Below are 18,532 nucleotides of genomic sequence, written 5' to 3' on the forward strand. Positions count from 1 at the left end.
CAGAACCGATAGCTTGAACTCAGCATTGTAGTGGCTGAACTTCTTCACTAGACCGTAAACTCCATGCGCCGCGTGCATCGCCACCCAGTTGCGCACCGTCGAATGGTCGACCCCAAAATGCGCACTCACCTCACGCACGCTACGCTTGCCGCCGCTGTAAAACTCCACAACACTCTGCTTGAACGACGTGCTGTATTTGGACATGCAAAACCCCCGAAGTTGGGTGTCCAACTTTCGGGGGTCAGTTCAGTCCTGCCCGGCGGGGTTTTTTGTCGAGAATTGCTGTTTCGGATCAGCTCCGGAACAGGGTGAGGATATTCTGCGCCGAGCTATTGGCGATCGAAAGCGACTGGATGCCAAGCTGCTGCTGCGTCTGCAATGCGGAGAGCTTGCTCGATTCCTCTTCCATATCGGCATCGACCAGACGACCGATGCCCGAGTCGATGGAATCGTGAAGGCCGCTGACGAAAGTCTCCTGCAGCTGGATGCGGGTCGAGATCGAACCGAGAGCCGAGCCGGCGGCGGTCATGGCGCCGAGCACCAGTTCGATGCCGGTCAGGGCTGAATCGAGCTGACCCTGCGTGAAATTGGAAATGTCGAGCGCATAGATCGACGGCATGACGATGACCGTGCCGCCATAGGTCCCGTTGAAAGCGGTTCCGATAATGCCGCTGGTGGTCTCGATCGCACCGGTGGACGTCATGCCGAAAAGCACATTCCCGAGCGTGCCGGAATTCAGCACATAATCCGTCATCTTCACCGAAACGGCATTGCTGCCGTCACGAACGAAGGAGGAGACGACGCTCTTCGTGCCGGAAGCGCCGGCAACCCAGTTTTCACCGGAGAAGGAGGCCGATTGGGCGATGCTGAGCAGTTGCTCCTGCAGCTGGTCGAGTTCCTGCTGGATCTTCGTCTTGTCGACGCCTTTTTCCGTGGCGGCAACGATCTTCGCCTTGATTTCGCTGACGACGTCGAGCGCGCTGTCCATGGCCGAATAGGCGGTATCGACCTTGGCGGCGCCGAGCCCGAGCGCGTCGGAGACGGCCGAAAGCGCCTTGTTGTCAGAACGCATGGTCGTTGCGATCGACCAGTAGGCGGCGTTGTCTGCCGCTTTTTCCACACGATAACCCGAGGAAACGCGACCCTGGGTGTCCTTGAGGCTATCGTTTACACCGCGCAAAGTCTGCAGCGCTGCCATGGCAGCGTTGTTGGTGAGGATGCTTGTCATGATCCGTTCCACAATCTTAGAGAAAGGGCATTCCGGACTAAGCCGGTAACGGCGACCGCGTCATGCAAAGCCTGCTATGCAAGCCATTGCCGTTAACAAATCCTTGCGCGATATGGTTAACAATTTCTCAATTAGGCTTTCGGAAAGTTTAATTTCACATCGGCAGGGAGCCGAAACCCCGCTTGCGCAGCGCCTCGGCGATCTCCTCCAAAATCGCCGGATCGTCAATGGTAGCAGGCATTCTCCAGGGTATGCCGTCGGCAATTTTCTGCATCGTTCCACGCAGGATCTTGCCCGAGCGCGTCTTCGGCAATCGGTTAACGGTGATGGCCGTTTTGAAGGCCGCGACAGGCCCGATCGATTCGCGAATCATCGCCACCACCTCTGATTCGATCACAGCCGTTTCACGGGAAACATCCCGTTTCAGCACCAGGAAACCACAGGGGGCCTGGCCCTTCAGCGCATCGATCACGCCGATGACCGCGCATTCCGCGACGTCGGGATGGCGCGCGCAGACCTCTTCCATGGCCCCTGTCGAAAGCCGATGACCGGCGCAATTGATGATGTCGTCGGTGCGCGACATGATGAAGAGGTAGCCATCCTCGTCGACATAGCCGGCATCGGCGGTCTTGTAGTAGCCGGGAAACTCATCGAGATAGGCCGACCGGAAACGATCATCCGCGTTCCAGAGGGTCGGCAGGCAGCCCGGCGGCAAGGGAAGCTTTATGACGATATTGCCGAGTGCACCCGCTTCGGTCGGGTGGCCGGCATCGTCGAGCACCGCGATGTCGTAACCCGGCATCGGCAGCGTCGGCGACCCGTGCTTGACGGGAAGAGCACCGAGACCGAGCGGGTTTGCGGCGATCGGCCAGCCGGTCTCCGTCTGCCACCAGTGGTCGATCACGGGCACGCCAAGCATGCGCTCCGCCCATTTCAGCGTCTCCGGATCAGCCCTCTCGCCGGCGAGAAACAGCGCCCGGAAATCCGGCATCGGATATCGGCGCAGCAGTTCGCCCTCTCCATCCTCCCGCCGGATGGCGCGGAATGCGGTCGGCGCCGTGAGGAGCACCCGCACCTTGTATTCCGAAACGATCCGCCAGAACGCGCCGGCATCCGGGGTGCCGACCGGCTTTCCCTCGAAGATCAGCGTCGTCACGCCGGCGATCAGCGGGGCATAGACGATATAGGAATGGCCGACGACCCAGCCGATATCGGAAGCCGTCCAGAAAACCTCGCCCGGCTTCAGGCCGTAGATATTCCGCATCGACCAGCTGAGCGCGACCATATGGCCGCCATTGTCGCGCACGACGCCCTTCGGCTGGCCCGTCGTGCCTGATGTGTAGAGGATGTAGAGCGGATCGGTCGCCTTGACGGGAACACAGGCGACCTCGACGCCGCGATGGCGCGCGACCGCGACCTCGAAATCCTGATCGCGGCCGCTGGCGAGATCTGCCCGAAGCTGCGGCCGTTGCAGCACCAGGCAGTGCTCCGGCTCTACCCGCGCGATCTCGATCGCCTGGTCGACCAATGGCTTGTAGGCAACGATGCGGCCGGGCTCGAGCCCGCAGCTCGCGGTGATCACCAGCCTCGCCCCGCTGTCGTCGATGCGCGCCGCAAGCTCGCTGGCGGCAAACCCGCCGAAAACGACGGAATGCACCGCACCAATACGGGCGCAGGCAAGCATGGAAAACACCGCCTGCGGCACCATCGGCATATAGAGGATCACACGGTCGCCCTTGCCGATGCCGAACTCGAGCAGTGTCGCAGCGATGGCCTTCACCTCGCCAAGCGCCTCGTCATAGGTGAAACGGCGTTTCTCGCCGGTCATCGCGCTGTCGAAGAGGATCGCCGTCTCGCCGCCGCGTCCGGCCGCCACATGCCGGTCCAGGCAATTGTGACAGCTATTGGTCTCGGCCCCCGGAAACCAGCGGCCATAGACGCCGTCATCGGGCGAAAATATCCGCTCCGGCGGCTTGAACCAGTCGATATCGGCGGCGGCTTCTCGCCAGAAGGCTTCCGGATCATGTTTCCAGGCGGCATAGGCCTGATGATAGCCGTTCTGCATCTGCTCCTCCCCAGGACATCGCAAACCTGCCTATCAATTTAGGCGGGGTAGGGGAGGACGGGAAGCCCGACCAAAGCAGTGTCAGCGCGCGCCGAAAATTGCCGATCCGACACGCACGCTGGTGGCGCCGAAGGCGATCGCCGTCTCGTAATCGCCCGACATGCCCATGGAGAGTTTTTCGACGCCGCATTTCAGTGCGAGCTTAGCCAAAAGCGCAAAATGCGGCCCCGGATTTTCCTCGGCCGGCGGAATGCACATCAAGCCGTCGATTGACAGGCCGAGTTCGTCGCGGCAGAGGGCGACGAAACCAGGCGTATCCTCGGGAGCGATGCCCGCCTTCTGCGGTTCCAGCCCGGTATTGACCTGGACGTAGAGCCGTGGGGTCCTGCCTTGCCGCTTCATCTCGTCGGCAAGGGCACGGGCAATCTTTTCGCGGTCCACCGTCTCGATGACATCGAAAAGCGCCACCGCATCCGCCGCCTTGTTCGATTGCAGCGGCCCGATCAGATGCAGTTCGATATCGGGATGCTCGGCCTTCAGATCAGGCCATTTGCCCTGGCTTTCCTGCACTCGGTTCTCGCCGAAGACCCGCTGCCCGGCGTCGATTGCCGGGCGGATCGCATCCGCCTCGAAGGTCTTCGACACGGCGACGAGCTGAACGGAACCAGCGGGGCGGCCTGCCTGGCGTTCTCCGGCCGCGATCCGCGAGCGCACGTCGTTCAACCGCTCTTGAAGTTCCATCGTTCTGCCTCGACATATCTCAGTGAAAAGAATGGCAATGAACTAGCCAGCCATTCTGTGCTTGCCAAGACCCGCTCCGGCGAAATCGCTTCGGCCTGATGAAGATCGGACGCTTGCAGCGCCTGCAAAACTTGACGCTACGGTGGTTTCATGGTGAAGGTCTCGGCCAACTCCCCTGATTTTCCGGAATTTCGAATACCATGGCCACCGAACGTTATAATCCGCGCGACGCCGAGCCCCGCTGGCAGCAGAAATGGAACGAAGACAAGGTCTTCGAGACCGACAATTCAGATCCGCGCGAAAAATATTACGTCCTCGAGATGTTCCCCTATCCATCGGGGCGCATTCACATGGGCCATGTCCGCAACTACGCCATGGGCGACGTCGTCGCCCGCTACAAGCGTGCCCGCGGCTATAACGTCCTGCATCCGATGGGCTGGGACGCTTTCGGCATGCCGGCGGAAAACGCCGCCATGGAGCGCGGTGTCCATCCCGCTTCCTGGACCTATCAGAACATCGCCTCGATGAAGGCGCAGCTGAAGGCCATGGGGCTTTCCCTGGACTGGAGCCGCGAATTCGCGACCTGCGACGTCGAGTATTATCAGCACCAGCAGCATCTCTTCCTGGATTTCCTGGAGAAGGGTCTGGTCTATCGCAAGCAGTCGAAGGTCAATTGGGACCCTGTCGACAACACCGTGCTTGCCAACGAACAGGTGATCGACGGCCGCGGCTGGCGTTCCGGCGCGCTGGTCGAACAGCGTGAACTGACGCAATGGTTCTTCAAGATCACCGACTTCAGCCAGGACCTGCTGGACGCGCTGGATACGCTCGACCAGTGGCCGGAAAAAGTTCGCCTGATGCAGAAGAACTGGATCGGCCGCTCGGAAGGCCTGACGATCCGCTGGGAGATCGTGCCGGAAACGGCACCGGCCGGCGAGACCGAGATCACCGTCTATACGACCCGGCCGGACACACTTTTCGGCGCCTCCTTCCTGGCGATCGCCGCCGATCATCCGCTGGCAAAGGATGCAGCCGCCAAGAATCCGGAGATCGAGGCCTTCTGCGAGGAATGCCGGCGCGCCGGCACTTCGCTCGCCGCGCTCGAGACCGCCGAAAAGAAGGGCCTGGATACCGGCATCCGCGTCCGCCATCCGCTCGATCCTTCCTGGGAGCTGCCCGTCTATATCGCCAATTTCGTGCTGATGGATTACGGCACGGGCGCCATCTTCGGTTGCCCGTCCGGTGATCAGCGCGACCTGGATTTCGCACGGAAATACGGCCTGCCGGTCGTAGCTGTGGTCATGCCGAGCGACGGCGATGCCGCAAGCTTCTCGGTTGGCGACACCGCCTATGACGGCGACGGCGTCATGATCAATTCGCGCTTTCTCGACGGCAAGACGACGGAAGAGGCCTTCAATGTCGTCGCCGACCAGCTGTCAGCCGCCTCGCTCGGCAATGCGCCGCAGGGCGAGCGGAAGGTCAATTTCCGTCTGCGCGACTGGGGCATTTCACGTCAGCGCTATTGGGGCTGCCCGATCCCGGTCATCCATTGCGACGCCTGCGGCGTCGTGCCGGTGCCGAAGAAGGATCTGCCGGTCAAGCTGCCTGACGATGTGACATTCGACCAGCCCGGAAACCCGCTCGACCGCCATCCCACCTGGCGTCATGTCTCCTGCCCGAACTGCGGTAAGAACGCACGCCGGGAAACGGATACGATGGATACTTTCGTCGATTCGAGCTGGTATTTCACGCGATTCACAGCACCCTGGGAGGGTAAGCCCACCGATCCTGAGGCGGCTAATCGTTGGCTGCCGGTCGACCAGTATATCGGCGGCATCGAGCATGCGATCCTGCATCTGCTCTATTCCCGCTTCTTCACCCGCGCCATGCGCGAGACCGGTCACGTCGCCGCCACGGAGCCCTTCAAGGGCCTCTTCACCCAGGGCATGGTGGTCCATGAGACCTATAGCCGTGGCGCCGGCGCCGGCCGGGAATGGGTGGCCCCCGCCGATATCCGCATCGAGGAACTCGACGGCAAACGGCGCGCCTTCCTGCTGACGTCAGGCGAGGAAATCGCCATCGGCTCGATCGAGAAGATGTCGAAATCGAAGAAGAACGTCGTCGATCCCGACGATATCATCGCCTCCTACGGCGCCGATACCGCCCGTTTCTTCGTTCTGTCGGACTCTCCGCCGGAGCGCGACGTCATCTGGTCGGAAGCCGGCGTCGAAGGCGCCCATCGCTTCACCCAGCGCCTGTGGCGGCTGATTTCCGAGGCCGCTGACGCGCTGTCTGCTGTAACGCCTGCTGCCGCCACCGACGGCGAAGCACTGGCGATCTCACAGGCGGCGCACAAGACGCTGAAGGCCGTTCAGAACGACTATGACAAGCTCTGGTTCAACAAGGCCGTCGCGCGTATCTATGAACTCGTCAACGCGCTCGCCGCGCCGCTGACGAAGGTTGCGGCAGGCGAGGGCGATGCCGGCTATCGCGCGGCCGTGCGTGACGCTGCCGAAATCCTCGTCCAGCTCGTCGCGCCGATGACGCCGCATCTTGCCGAAGAATGCTGGGCGGCGCTCGGCAATACCGGCCTGCTGGCCCGCACAGGCTGGCCGCGTTACGACGAAACGCTGGTCATGGAGAACGACGTCATTCTGCCCGTGCAGATCAACGGCAAGAAACGCGCTGAATTGACAATTTCTCGCGACGCAGATCAGAATGCGGTCACCAACGCCGTGCTGGATCTCGAGGCGGTGAAGAACGCGCTGAACGGGCAGGCACCGAAGAAGATCATCGTGGTTCCCCAAAGGATTGTGAACATTGTCGTCTGATATCGCTTGCAAGCTGGCGCGCCACGCCGGCATCGCCATGATCCTTGCCTCCGCGGCTTTCCTCTCAGCCTGCCAGGTCCGGCCGCTTTATTCAGAGCAGTCCGGTGTGGTGGAAAAGCTTTCCTCTGTCGGTTTTTCCGAGGCGAGCAGCCGGGTCGAACAGCAGGTTCGCAATCGCCTGATCTTCCTGGCGTCACGCGGCGCCGGCGAAGCGGTAAACCCGCAATATCTGGTCGAAATGCGCGCCACGTCGGGGGTTGCCGATACGCTTCTCCAGGAATCTGGCGATACGTCGCGAGCCGGTCGTGTGACCGTCAACGTCACCTATACGCTGCGCGCGACGTCCGACAATCATGTCATCAAGGCCGGCAGCCGCCAGGCGACGGCGCTGGTGGATTTCTCCGAACAGGAATTTGCCAAGCAAAGGGCAATTCGTGATGCCGAAAACCGCGCGGCGGATCAGGCAGCGGAATTCGTAGGAGCCGATATCGCCGCCGCCCTCAGCCGTTGAGGGCGGAGATGTGGCGGAGATAAAGTCCCACGAATTCGAAAGCTTTCTGCAGAAGTCGGCGCAGAACTATCGGATTTTCGTCATTTACGGACCGGACCGCGGCCTCGTCTCCGAGCGCGCGGGCCTGCTTGCCGGCAAGACGGGTGTCGCGCTCGATGATCCTTTCTCGCTGACGAAACTCGATATCGGCGACCTGCAGAAGGACCCCGGGAGGCTGGTCGACGAGGCCCAGTCGATCGGCCTGTTCGGCGGTGAGAAACTGATCTGGATCCGCGGTGCCGCCAACGAAAAATATCTTGTCGAATCGTTGGCGCTGCTGTCCGAAAAGCCGCTCGAAGCGGCCCATTTGATCGTGGAGGCCGGTGACCTCAAAAAGGGATCCCTGCTTCGCAAGACCGCGGAAAGCGCGCGGTCTGTAATGGCCATCCCCTCCTACGCCGATGACAGCCGCGCCCTGAACGGATTGATCGATGCCGAACTCGGCGCAGAGAAGCTCGGCATTACGCCAGCCGCACGCCAGGCGCTGGTCGCATTGATAGGCGGCGATCGCATCGCTTCCCGCAACGAAGTCCGCAAGCTTGCGCTTTATTGCCGTGGCCTGGACACCATAGAAGAACATCACGTTACCGAAATAATCGGCGATGCCAGTGCGATTTCGGTTGACGATGCCGTCGACGCCATTCTGAGTGGTGATCTGAATGCTTTTCTGCACGCCATGCAGAAGATCAGCAGCTCGAAAACCGCGATTTTTCTGGTGCTGCAGGCTTGCTTGAAGCAATTCCAGCTTCTGGACATGATGCGCGCCGAGATGGAAGAAAAGCGCCTGCAGGCGCCGCAAATCATGCAGACGATGGGCCGGCATTTGCATTTTCGCCGCAAGCCGATAATCGAGCAGGCTTTACGCCAATGGAGCTCCGAAAGCATCGCCCGTGAATCGAATCGCCTGCAGGCCGCGATCCTGCAGAGTAGACGACGGCAGGTGCTGGAAGACAGCGTCGCGATGCAAACGCTTCTGTCGACCACCCTTCAGTCCGGTCGTAAATCGGCTTGACCGATCCATATCACCCGGAAGGGGTGCAGCAGCTCCGGGAACACGGCATAAAATAAGAACTCAAGCGCGTCGCAGGAATTGAGTTTTATGCGACGCCTTTAGCGTCGTTCGAGCAAGCGGCAGATCTCTTCGAGCTGCTCCAGAGATTTGTAGGAAATCTTGATCTGCCCGCCGCTTGTCTTGTGGTTGATCGAAACCTCAAGGCCAAGCGCATCGGAAAGCGTGCGCTCCAGAGCCACGGTGTCGGAATCCTTCTGCTCGCGCCTTGAAGCCGGCTGTTGCGGTTCCGATTGAGCTTTGATGTTGTTTTGCGCGAGCTTTTCTGCATCGCGCACCGACATGCCCTTGGCAACGATGGTGCGGGCGAGGCTAGCCGGGTCGGGTGTCGAGACCAGAGCCCGCGCATGCCCGGCCGACAGGCTTCCGGCTGCGAGCAGATCGCGAACCGGATCGGGCAATTTCAGCAGCCGCAGCGAATTGGCGACATGGCTGCGGCTTTTGCCGATGATTTCGCCGAGATCGTTCTGGGTATAGCCATATTCGGCAATCAGTTGCTCATATCCCAGCGCCTCTTCGAGCGGATTGAGATCGGCTCGCTGTACGTTCTCGACGATGGCGATTTCGAGTGCTGTCTTGTCGTCGACGTCGCGGATGATGACCGGAATCTCGATCAGTCCGGCAAGCTGGGCGGCGCGCCAGCGCCGTTCGCCGGCGATGATTTCATACTGATCCCGCGACATCGTCCGCACCACGATCGGCTGAACGATGCCGTGCTGACGAATGGAGCTGGCAAGATCGTGCAACTCTGTATCATCGAAGAACCGGCGCGGGTTGCGAGGGTTACGGCTGACGAACTCGATCGGGATCATCCTGTCAGCACTGACAGTCCGCTCGGCTTCCACTGGGACCGGCTGATCCATTTCGCCGATCAGCGCCGCAAGGCCTCGACCCAAGCGTCTTTTCGATACATCGTCATTCATGACCCATACACCTCATGCAATGATATCAGGCAGCCAGTCTCTGGCGTTCCCGCTGGATGACCTCGGAAGCCAATTGCAGATAAGCCTGACTGCCCGCGCATTTCAGATCGTAGAGGATAGCAGGCTTGCCATAGGACGGCGCTTCGGAGACGCGGACGTTGCGCGGAATTAACGTATGATAAACTTTCTCACCGAGATGCGTACGCACATCGTTGACGACCTGCTGGGCGAGATTGTTGCGGGCATCAAACATCGTCAACACGATGCCCTGAATATCCAGCCGCGGATTGACGGTTCGGCGAACCTGGCTGACGGTTTCCAGCAGCTGACTCAATCCTTCCAGCGCAAAGAATTCGCACTGCAGCGGCACCAGCACCGAATGGGCGGCAGCCATGGCATTCATTGTCAGCAGATTGAACGACGGCGGGCAATCCAGAAGAATATAGGAAAAACCCATTGCTTCCGGCGACGACAGGGCTTTGCGCAATTTGAAGACTCGATCGCTCTCCTGCGCAATCTCCATCTCGACACCGAGCAGATCCATCGTCGAAGGAACGATGAAGAGATTGGGCACCGCGGTTTCGAGCGTTACGTCGCTGATACCGTGATCGCCAACCATCAAGTCATAGGAAGAAAGCTTGCGATTGCGGCGATCGATACCGAGACCGGTGCTGGCATTGCCCTGCGGATCGAGATCCACGATCAGGACACGTTCGCCAATAGCAGCCAATGCCGTTGCCAGGTTGATTGCAGTGGTCGTTTTGCCAACGCCACCTTTCTGATTTGCGATGGTGATTATCCGATGTCGTTCGCCAGCCATAGCCGCAATATCCGATTTGTTAAACCAAGCGCCGGAGATTCGATATTTCCAGAATAACGGATTCCTGCTCAACGGCGCTCTTATGTTCTAGCAGATCGAATTCCCAGCGACCACGTGCTTTGTCGATTTCCCTCAGGTAATCCCGGCCTTTATGAAAAAAGCCGCGACAATCTTCCTGGCCAAGCATCCATGGGGCTGAATATTCCATGAGACCTTCCAGATCGGCGAGAGCGCGAGCGGAGATCGCTTTGCATTCGCTGATCTCCGCGGGGGCATCTTCGATCCGAACGGTATGGACACTTCCGCGTGCGTCCGTTTCCCGAAGGGCGGTTCGGAGAAAAGCCGCTTTCTTGTGGTTGCTTTCAACCAGATGCACCCATCCGTCCTGCAACTCCGACAAAAAAATCGCTGTAATCACGCCGGGAAAACCGCCCCCACTTCCCAGGTCGACCCAAGTGACCGGCTTGGGGTGGATCTGGAAGATCTGGCTGCTGTCGGCGATGTGCCGGTTCCACAAATCATCCAGTGTCGACGGCGCCACCAGATTGATGGTTTTCGCCCACTTCTGAAACAACGCCGCGAAGTGTCGAAGCCGCTCCTGTGTTTCACGTGAAACACGCAAACCGTTTAATTCCATTGTGAGGGACTCTCAGATCTTGTGTCAGGCGCTATGACGCTCGGATGAATTCAGGCGACGGAGGTGGACCAGCAACAGTGCGATGGCCGCGGGCGTCATTCCTTCAACGACAGCGGCCTGGGCAATATTGACGGGGCGAGCAGCGCCGAGCTTGGCCTTCAGTTCATTGGAGAGGCCGGAAAGGGCAGCGTAGTTGAAATCATACGGTATCTGCCGCTGCTCGTCGCGCTGCTGATCGGCAATCGCCGTGGCTTGCCGATCCAGATAGACCGAATACCCCGCTTCAGTCTCCAACGCCTCGGCGACCTTGGGCGCAATCGCTCCCAGCGACTCGGGCCAGACCCGTTGGAGTTCAGCGAAATCATAATTGGGATATGACAACAGGTCGTAAGCGGTGCGACGTTGTCCATCGAGGTTGATATTCAAACCCGCGCGCCGTGCTTCATTCGGTGTCACCGCCAGCGACATCAACAATGCCCGACCACTCTCGATTTCCGCCTGATAGGATGTGAACCGATGGCGGCGCTCCGCGCTTGCGCAGCCAAGCTGCATCGCCAGCGGCGTCAATCGCATATCCGCGTTATCAGCGCGCAAAGTCAGCCTGTACTCCGCTCGCGACGTGAACATTCGATACGGCTCCGTAACGCCGCGAGAGGTGAGATCGTCGATCATCACTCCGATATACGAATTCGTGCGGCTAAAATGGAACGGATCCGAATCGCTGCTGAGCAATGCGGCATTCAGACCGGCAGCCAAGCCTTGAGCTCCCGCCTCTTCATATCCAGTCGTGCCATTGATCTGGCCTGCCAGGAACAAGCCTTTCAGGCGCTTGACCTCGAGGGATGGAGACAGTTCTCTCGGATCGACATGGTCATATTCGATCGCATACCCCGGCTGGATAATTCTTGCCGCCTCAAGGCCGGGGATAGTTCTGATGAAATCGGCCTGGACCTCCGCCGGCAGCGACGTCGAAATCCCGTTCGGGTAGACGGTATCATCATCCAGCCCTTCGGGCTCCAGAAAGACCTGGTGTCCATCCCGCTCGCCGAATTTCACCAGCTTGTCTTCGATAGAGGGGCAGTAGCGAGGGCCCACGCCCTCAATCTGTCCCGAATACATCGCTGACCGCATGATGTTGTCGACAATAATCCGGTGAGTCGCCTCGGTCGTCCTCGTCACTCCGCAATCGATCTGCGGCGTGGTGATTCGATCAGTCATGAAAGAAAACGGCACAAGCTCGTCGTCAGCGCCCTGCCTGCCCACGGATTGCCAATCGATCGTCTTTCCATCCAGCCGCGCCGGCGTTCCCGTCTTCAAACGTCCCAACCGCAGGCCCAGTCGGGCCAACGTGACGGACAGGCCGGTCGATGGCGCTTCCCCGACACGCCCCGCCGGTGTCTTTTCCGAACCGATATGAATAAGGCCGCGAAGAAATGTACCAGTCGTCAGAACCACGGCCGGCGTCTTGAACCTTCGCCCGTCCTTCATGACCACGCCCGCCACACGGCCTTCGACCACCTCAAGGTCAAACGCATCACCCTCGATGATATCGAGACCTGGCGTCGCCTCGATGGCCGCCAGCATCGCCAGGCGGTAGAGCTTTCGATCAGCCTGCGTCCGTGGTCCCCGGACCGCCGCACCCTTCTTCTTGTTCAGCATTCTGAACTGAATGCCTGATGCGTCGGCGATACGGCCCATCAGGCCGTCCATTGCGTCGATCTCCCGGACGAGATGGCCCTTTCCGAGTCCACCGATGGCAGGATTGCAGGACATGACGCCGATCGTGTCGCGCCTGTGCGTCACAAGCGCGGTCCTTGCACCGAGCCGCGCAGCCGCACTGGCCGCCTCAGACCCCGCATGGCCGCCGCCGATTACAATCACATCATAGACACCATCGGTCATCCAAGACTCCATTCCAGCAGCGGTTTCAGGTGGAACCTGACGAGCAACGGCGCCCGAAAGGTTTCACGTGAATCATTTGCCGATACAAAACTCCGAGAAGATCACGCCGAGCAACTGCTCGACATCCACTCTTCCCGTAATCCTACCCAAATAATCAGCAGCAATCCGAAGCTGCTCAGTGCGCAATTCCAGATCCACGTCGATCTGCGAAATTGCCATATCGAGCGCCGCTAAACATTTCGCAAGCGAATCCTTATGGCGTTGCCGGCTGGGAATCGCCATCGACAAACCACCGAAACGCTCCGCGACGATGGCGCCGATCAGTTGGCGCAGCTCCAGCAGACCATCTCCTGTTGCCGTCGAAATCTGCAGATCATATTGACCCGGCGCGATATCGATCAGGTCTTTCTTCGTTCCCACACTAACATGGGGGGAAGTGGGCTCCAAGTCGGCAGGTATCTGCGGGTTCGTCATGTCGATCAGCAGCAAAACGAGATCGGCATCGCGAAGCGCGACACGCGCACGCCGCACGCCTTCCATCTCCACCCGATCATCCGCGTCGCGGAGGCCGGCAGTATCATAGAGCTTGACCAGGTAACCATTGATGTCGAGCTCTACCTGGAGCACATCGCGCGTCGTTCCGGCGATATCGGTAACGATCGCGACATCTCGGCGCGCCAAAGCATTCAACAGGCTCGATTTACCCGCGTTCGGCGCGCCGGCAATGACCACCCTGAAACCATCCCTGATGATCTCGCCCGCCGAAGCTGCGCTCAAATGCTGTTCAATATCCCCTCGAAGCTTCTCCATGTCGGCCCAGACGATATCCGATACTGAACCTGGAACATCGTCTTCATCGGGAAAATCCAATTCCGCTTCAATCAGTGCCCGCGCGCGCGTTAATCGTTCCGCCCACGAATCGTAAATGGCTGAAAGTCCGCCGGCACTGTGTTCGACAGCAAGACGTCGCTGCATCTCCGTTTCGGCGCCGATCAGATCGGCCAGCCCTTCGACTTCGACAAGATCAAGTTTGCCGTTTTCGAAGGCCCGCCGCGAGAACTCGCCTTCGACTGCCAGCCGAACGCCCGGAATACCCTCAAGCGCCTGAAACAGCGCCGCAAGAACAGCTTTGCTGCCGTGGATCTGCAGCTCGGCGACATCCTCCCCGGTAAATGAGTTGGGCGCCGGAAAAAATAGCACGAGACCGCGATCAATCGGTTCTTTGTTACGAGTCCGAATCGTTCGGTAGGCCGCAATACGGTCGACGGGAACGGATCCGACGAGAGCCATCAATACGTCCCTGGTCGCCGGCCCGCTGATGCGAACGACAGAAACACCCGAAGGCGGTGACCCGCTGGAAAGGGCATATATGGTGTCGCTAAAAATGGCCATGTCGCCTAGGTCGTTTGACGGTCAGAGTCCGAATTGATCTCTCTTAAACAGAAAAGCTGGCGGCATCACGACGATGCCCACCAGCTTCTGAAGCGTGAATCCGGCTAAGGATCAGGTATTCATCGAATCGAAGAAATCCGAATTGTTCTTCGTCTGCTTCAGCTTGTCGATGAGGAACTCGATCGCATCGGTCGTGCCCATCGGCGCCAGGATGCGGCGGAGCACGAAGATCTTCTGCAGATCCTGGCGCGGAACGAGAAGATCTTCCTTACGCGTGCCGGACTTCAGAATATCCATTGCCGGGAAGATACGCTTATCTGCAACCTTGCGGTCGAGGACGATTTCAGAGTTGCCGGTACCCTTGAACTCTTCGAAGATGACTTCGTCCATGCGGCTGCCGGTATCGATCAGGGCGGTCGCGATGATCGTCAGAGAGCCGCCTTCCTCGATATTGCGGGCGGCGCCGAAGAAACGCTTCGGGCGCTGCAACGCGTTGGCGTCGACGCCGCCGGTCAGAACCTTGCCAGAAGAGGGAACGACCGTGTTGTAGGCGCGGCCGAGGCGGGTGATCGAATCGAGCAGAATGACGACGTCGCGCCCATGCTCGACGAGGCGCTTCGCCTTTTCGATGACCATCTCGGCGACCTGAACGTGGCGCACGGCCGGCTCGTCGAAGGTCGAGGAGATGACTTCGCCGCGAACCGAGCGCTGCATGTCGGTCACTTCTTCAGGGCGTTCATCGATCAGCAGGACGATCAGATAGCATTCCGGATGGTTTGCCGTGATCGAATGCGCGATGTTCTGCAAGAGCACGGTCTTACCGGTGCGTGGCGGCGCCACGATCAATCCGCGCTGGCCCTTGCCGAGCGGCGCGACGAGATCGATCACACGCGGCGACAGATCCTTGGATGTCGGAATATCCAGTTCCATCTTGAAGCGCTCATTCGGGTAGAGCGGCGTCAGATTGTCGAAATGAACCTTGTGACGGATCTTTTCCGGATCGTCGAAATTGATGGTGTTGACCTTGAGCAGCGCGAAATAGCGCTCGCCTTCCTTCGGTCCGCGGATCGGCCCTTCCACGGTATCGCCTGTCTTCAGCGAGAAACGGCGGATCTGCGACGGAGAAATATAAATGTCGTCAGGACCCGGCAGATAGTTGGCATTGGCGGAACGCAGGAAGCCGAAACCGTCCTGCAGCACTTCGACGACCCCTTCGCCGATGATTTCCACATCCTGGCTGGCAAGCATCTTGAGAATTGCAAACATCAGCTCCTGTTTGCGCATCGTGCTTGCATTCTCGACCTCGAGAGACTCGGCAAAAGCCAGAAGATCCGTCGGGGATTTACTCTTAAGTTCCTGAAGCTTCATTTCAGCCATGAAGTGACCAATGCTCTTTTCAATTTTGGAGGGGAAAGGCGATGTTGGGTCGTATTCGGTACTGCGAAAGGGGCTCGCAGACGACTGAACTCTACACACATGCCACGTAGATGAGATGCGCGGAAAATAGCGACTCGTTATCGTCGCCGCAAGGGGGCTGCTTAAAATGAAGCAAATTTAACCTGAGGCACGATTTGCCTCAGAACGGCTTCACCACGACGAGGATCACGATCAGGATCATCAGCAGTGTCGGCGCCTCGTTCATGAACCGCCAATAGCGTGCCGAGCGACGGTTTTCATCCCGCTCGAACGCCCTGACTGCACGGCTGAAGAACATATGGACAGCCGTCAACAGCACGACGAGGCCGATCTTGGCATGCAGCCAGCCGCCCTGAAATCCATAGACCGACCAGGCGAGATAGAGGCCGAAAATCCAGGTCAGCATCATCGCCGGCGTCATGATGATCCGAAGCAGCCGGCGCTCCATCACCTTGAAGGTCTCCGATTGCACCGAGCCCGGTTCGGCATCGGTGTGGTAGATGAACAGCCGCGGCATATAAAACAATCCGGCCATCCAGGAGATGACCGCGATAATATGAAGCGCCTTGATCCAGAGATAGAGATTGTCGGGGTTCCAGGCGAACAGCCCGACCGCCATCAACGCGAAGAAGGCCAGCGCAAAATACGCGCGGCGCCGGGCATAGGCGCCGGTCCGGCGGTCCGTCTGCTTTTCCATCGTCACGTCAGGCCTCGCACGCGGTCGACCAGCAGACGCACGTGCTCGGGGTCCGCCTGCGGCGTGATGCCGTGACCGAGATTGAAGATGAGCGGCCCATTGCCGAGATGCTGAAGAATATCGTCGATGCCTTCCTCCAGCGCTTTGCCGCCGGCAACGACGCGCATCGGATCGAGATTGCCCTGAACCGGCCCGTCTTTCTGAAGCTCGGCAGCAAAGGCCAATGGCACGGACCAGTCGAGGCCGATCGCATCCGCACCCGTCTTCTGGCGATAGGTCTTCAGCTGGTAGCCTGCACCCTTGGCAAAAGCGATGATACGCGCGTGCGGCCGCTGCGACTTGATCGAAGCGATCATTCGCGCGACAGGCCTGATCGCAAAAGCCTCGAATTCCCTCTCGCCGAGAACGCCGGCCCAGGAATCGAAGATCTGCACGGCATCAGCGCCGGCATCGATCTGGGCGACGAGGTAATCCGCCGACACGTCCGCCAGCAGCATCAAGAGACGCTCGAAAGCACGTGGATGCTTATAGGCGAAGAGACGGGCAGGGGCCTGATCGGGCGTGCCGTGACCGGCGATCATGTAGGTCGCAACCGTCCAGGGCGCACCGCAAAAGCCGAGCAGCGTTGTCTCATCAGGCAATGCATCTCGCAGCCGCCGTACGGTCTCCAAAACCGGATGGAGATAATCGATGACGCCTTCCCCATCCAACCTGCCGATACCGGCTTCATCGATCGGATCCATTTCAGGGCCATGGCCTTCGGTGAAGCGGACGTTTCGTTTCATCGCATCGGGAATGACGAGGATATCGGAGAACAGGATAGCCGCATCGAAGCCATAGCGGCGGATCGGCTGCAATGTCACCTCGACGGCATGATCGGGCGTGTAACAGAGATCGAGAAAACTCCCGGCCTTTGCCCGCGTCTCTCTATATTCCGGGAGATAACGTCCTGCCTGTCTCATCAGCCAGAGAGGAGGAGGGGAGAGGCTTTCGCCATCGAGAACCCTCATGATCTTTCGGCGCGTTTCGCTCAAGCGCTTCTTCCCTATAAAAAATCAAAGATATTTTAAAAGGTTTCTATTTCTTAGAGTCGGTGTCTATCAAGGATTAAAATCCATCCACTGCCGATGCCATTTGTCGCGCACCGTCGAAAAATGTCAGAAGGATTCGCCCATTGCGCCCGAAATTCGGGGAGAAGCTGAATCCGAAAATGATTCCAGTCGCTTCCGGATCGATGATTTTCTTCGTGCTTGTGGATAAGCTGTGGACCTGCTCTAAAGACATCGAGCTCTTCCCCATCTTCCACAGGGCTCGATGAAACCGATTTGCAAAATTCGAAATGTGGATAAGGCGGCATGTTTTCCCTTGCCCGAGACCGCCTCGGCGCCTTAGCTCCCCATCATCCAGTCTTTTCAACAGGCAGCGGAAAATAGCGTGGAGAACAGAACGAACTTCTTTCATCTGCATCTGATTTCTGACTCGACGGGAGAGACTCTCATCTCCGCCGGCCGCGCCGCATCGGCCCAGTTCAGATCGGCTCAGCCGATCGAACACGTCTATCCGCTGATCCGCAATCGCAAGCAGCTGCTGCCGGTTCTCCAAGCGATCGATGACGCACCCGGCATCGTGCTCTATACGATCGTCGACCGGGAGCTTGCGAACCTCATCGATGAGCGCTGCGCCGAAATGGGCGTTGCCTCGGTCAATGTGCTGGAGCCTGTCATGGGCGCATTCCAGATCTATCTCGGCGCGCCGTCGCGCCGTCGGGTTGGCGCGCAGCATGTGATGAATGCCGGTTACTTCGCGCGCATCGAAGCGTTGAATTTCACCATGGACCATGACGACGGCCAGATGCCGGATGATTATAATGACGCCGACGTGGTCATTATCGGCATCAGCCGCACCTCGAAAACACCGACCAGCATCTACCTCGCCAACCGCGGCATCAAGACGGCGAACATTCCGATCGTCTATGGCGTGCCCCTGCCGGAGAGCCTTTTTGTCACAACGAAGCCGCTGATCGTCTGCCTCATCGCCACAACCGACCGCATTTCCCAGGTACGGGAAAACCGCATCCTCGGGACGACGCAAGGCTTCGACCGCGAACATTATACGGATCGCGCCGCGATCTCCGAGGAATTGAAATATGCCCGTTCGCTCTGCGCCCGTCACGGCTGGCCGCTGATCGATGTCACCCGCCGCTCGATCGAGGAAACGGCGGCGGCAATTGTTGCCCTGCGCCCGAAGCTGCGCTAAGCGCT

16 protein-coding genes are annotated in these 18,532 nt (G+C 59.2%); 4 read left to right on the top strand and 12 right to left on the bottom strand.

Features of this window, described 5'->3' with window-relative positions:
- From QD408_RS26235 to QD408_RS26250, 4 genes are all read right to left on the bottom strand, one after another.
- Positions 1-204, bottom strand: a 204-nt coding sequence (locus tag QD408_RS26235; protein ID WP_414138708.1) for a transposase, incomplete at its 3' end; no start/stop codon positions are given.
- 88 nt (positions 205-292) lie between these two features.
- Positions 293-1,228: a flagellin gene (locus QD408_RS26240; protein ID WP_414141308.1), complete on the bottom strand. Its 936-nt coding sequence runs from the start codon at positions 1,226-1,228 to the stop codon at positions 293-295.
- 154 nt (positions 1,229-1,382) lie between these two features.
- Positions 1,383-3,293 (bottom strand): propionyl-CoA synthetase, encoded by a 1,911-nt coding sequence (locus tag QD408_RS26245; protein ID WP_414141309.1) that lies wholly within the window; start codon positions 3,291-3,293, stop codon positions 1,383-1,385.
- Positions 3,294-3,374: 81 nt separating this feature from the next.
- Positions 3,375-4,034 (bottom strand): YggS family pyridoxal phosphate-dependent enzyme, encoded by a 660-nt coding sequence (locus tag QD408_RS26250; RefSeq protein ID WP_414141310.1) that lies wholly within the window; start codon positions 4,032-4,034, stop codon positions 3,375-3,377.
- A 200-nt stretch (positions 4,035-4,234) separates the two neighbouring features.
- On the opposite strand from QD408_RS26250, the gene leuS reads away from it, so the two are divergent.
- The 3 genes from leuS to holA are packed head-to-tail and all read left to right on the top strand — an operon-like array spanning position 4,235 to position 8,427.
- Complete coding sequence (leuS, locus tag QD408_RS26255) at positions 4,235-6,865, top strand: leucine--tRNA ligase (protein ID WP_414141311.1); 2,631 nt, start codon at positions 4,235-4,237, stop codon at positions 6,863-6,865.
- The gene (lptE, locus tag QD408_RS26260; RefSeq protein WP_414141312.1) at positions 6,855-7,376 is read left to right on the top strand and encodes an LPS assembly lipoprotein LptE; all 522 of its coding nucleotides are present in this window, start codon (positions 6,855-6,857) and stop codon (positions 7,374-7,376) included. Before leuS ends, lptE begins: the two co-directional genes overlap by 11 nt.
- 10 nt (positions 7,377-7,386) lie before the next feature.
- On the top strand, positions 7,387-8,427 hold the full coding sequence (holA, locus tag QD408_RS26265) for a DNA polymerase III subunit delta (protein ID WP_414141313.1): 1,041 nt from the start codon (positions 7,387-7,389) through the stop codon (positions 8,425-8,427).
- A 98-nt stretch (positions 8,428-8,525) separates the two neighbouring features.
- Here holA and QD408_RS26270 read toward each other — a convergent pair whose 3' ends face one another.
- The 8 genes from QD408_RS26270 to hemE all read right to left on the bottom strand — a co-directional run bounded on the left by QD408_RS26270 (position 8,526) and on the right by hemE (position 17,305).
- Positions 8,526-9,407: a ParB/RepB/Spo0J family partition protein gene (locus tag QD408_RS26270; RefSeq protein ID WP_088683054.1), complete on the bottom strand. Its 882-nt coding sequence runs from the start codon at positions 9,405-9,407 to the stop codon at positions 8,526-8,528.
- Between the two features lie 25 nt (positions 9,408-9,432).
- Positions 9,433-10,227, bottom strand: a complete 795-nt coding sequence (locus QD408_RS26275; protein WP_414141314.1) for a ParA family protein — start codon at positions 10,225-10,227, stop codon at positions 9,433-9,435.
- Between the two features lie 19 nt (positions 10,228-10,246).
- The gene (gene rsmG, locus QD408_RS26280) at positions 10,247-10,864 is read right to left on the bottom strand and encodes a 16S rRNA (guanine(527)-N(7))-methyltransferase RsmG (protein WP_414141315.1); all 618 of its coding nucleotides are present in this window, start codon (positions 10,862-10,864) and stop codon (positions 10,247-10,249) included.
- Positions 10,865-10,888: 24 nt separating this feature from the next.
- Positions 10,889-12,766: a tRNA uridine-5-carboxymethylaminomethyl(34) synthesis enzyme MnmG gene (mnmG, locus tag QD408_RS26285; RefSeq protein ID WP_414141316.1), complete on the bottom strand. Its 1,878-nt coding sequence runs from the start codon at positions 12,764-12,766 to the stop codon at positions 10,889-10,891.
- A gap of 72 nt (positions 12,767-12,838) precedes the next feature.
- On the bottom strand, positions 12,839-14,158 hold the full coding sequence (gene mnmE / locus QD408_RS26290) for a tRNA uridine-5-carboxymethylaminomethyl(34) synthesis GTPase MnmE (protein WP_414141317.1): 1,320 nt from the start codon (positions 14,156-14,158) through the stop codon (positions 12,839-12,841).
- A gap of 111 nt (positions 14,159-14,269) precedes the next feature.
- Entirely contained in the window at positions 14,270-15,535 is a 1,266-nt protein-coding gene (gene rho / locus QD408_RS26295) for a transcription termination factor Rho (RefSeq protein ID WP_003571435.1), read from the bottom strand.
- A 199-nt stretch (positions 15,536-15,734) separates the two neighbouring features.
- Positions 15,735-16,271 (bottom strand): protoporphyrinogen oxidase HemJ, encoded by a 537-nt coding sequence (gene hemJ / locus QD408_RS26300; RefSeq protein WP_414141330.1) that lies wholly within the window; start codon positions 16,269-16,271, stop codon positions 15,735-15,737.
- A 2-nt stretch (positions 16,272-16,273) separates the two neighbouring features.
- Positions 16,274-17,305, bottom strand: coding sequence for a uroporphyrinogen decarboxylase (gene hemE / locus QD408_RS26305; protein ID WP_414141318.1), 1,032 nt, complete (start codon positions 17,303-17,305; stop codon positions 16,274-16,276).
- A 400-nt stretch (positions 17,306-17,705) separates the two neighbouring features.
- Between hemE and QD408_RS26310 the strand changes: the two genes are divergently transcribed.
- Entirely contained in the window at positions 17,706-18,527 is an 822-nt protein-coding gene (locus tag QD408_RS26310) for a pyruvate, water dikinase regulatory protein (protein WP_088683049.1), read from the top strand.
- The last annotated feature ends 5 nt before the right edge of the window (positions 18,528-18,532 follow it).

This window comes from Rhizobium sp. BR 249 (assembly GCF_047445895.1).
Taxonomy (GTDB): domain Bacteria; phylum Pseudomonadota; class Alphaproteobacteria; order Rhizobiales; family Rhizobiaceae; genus Rhizobium.

Bases quoted from the DNA above. Each gene is read 5' to 3' on its own strand.
- rsmG (WP_414141315.1), bottom strand. From the start codon at position 10,864: ATGGAATTAAACGGTTTGCGTGTTTCACGTGAAACACAGGAGCGGCTT.
- QD408_RS26240 (WP_414141308.1), bottom strand. From the start codon at position 1,228: ATGACAAGCATCCTCACCAACAACGCTGCCATGGCAGCGCTGCAGACT.
- rho (WP_003571435.1), bottom strand. From the start codon at position 15,535: ATGGCTGAAATGAAGCTTCAGGAACTTAAGAGTAAATCCCCGACGGAT.
- QD408_RS26250 (WP_414141310.1), bottom strand. From the start codon at position 4,034: ATGGAACTTCAAGAGCGGTTGAACGACGTGCGCTCGCGGATCGCGGCC.
- QD408_RS26270 (WP_088683054.1), bottom strand. From the start codon at position 9,407: ATGAATGACGATGTATCGAAAAGACGCTTGGGTCGAGGCCTTGCGGCG.
- leuS (WP_414141311.1), top strand. From the start codon at position 4,235: ATGGCCACCGAACGTTATAATCCGCGCGACGCCGAGCCCCGCTGGCAG.
- hemJ (WP_414141330.1), bottom strand. From the start codon at position 16,271: ATGGAAAAGCAGACGGACCGCCGGACCGGCGCCTATGCCCGGCGCCGC.
- QD408_RS26275 (WP_414141314.1), bottom strand. From the start codon at position 10,227: ATGGCTGGCGAACGACATCGGATAATCACCATCGCAAATCAGAAAGGT.
- mnmG (WP_414141316.1), bottom strand. From the start codon at position 12,766: ATGACCGATGGTGTCTATGATGTGATTGTAATCGGCGGCGGCCATGCG.
- QD408_RS26245 (WP_414141309.1), bottom strand. From the start codon at position 3,293: ATGCAGAACGGCTATCATCAGGCCTATGCCGCCTGGAAACATGATCCG.
- mnmE (WP_414141317.1), bottom strand. From the start codon at position 14,158: ATGGCCATTTTTAGCGACACCATATATGCCCTTTCCAGCGGGTCACCG.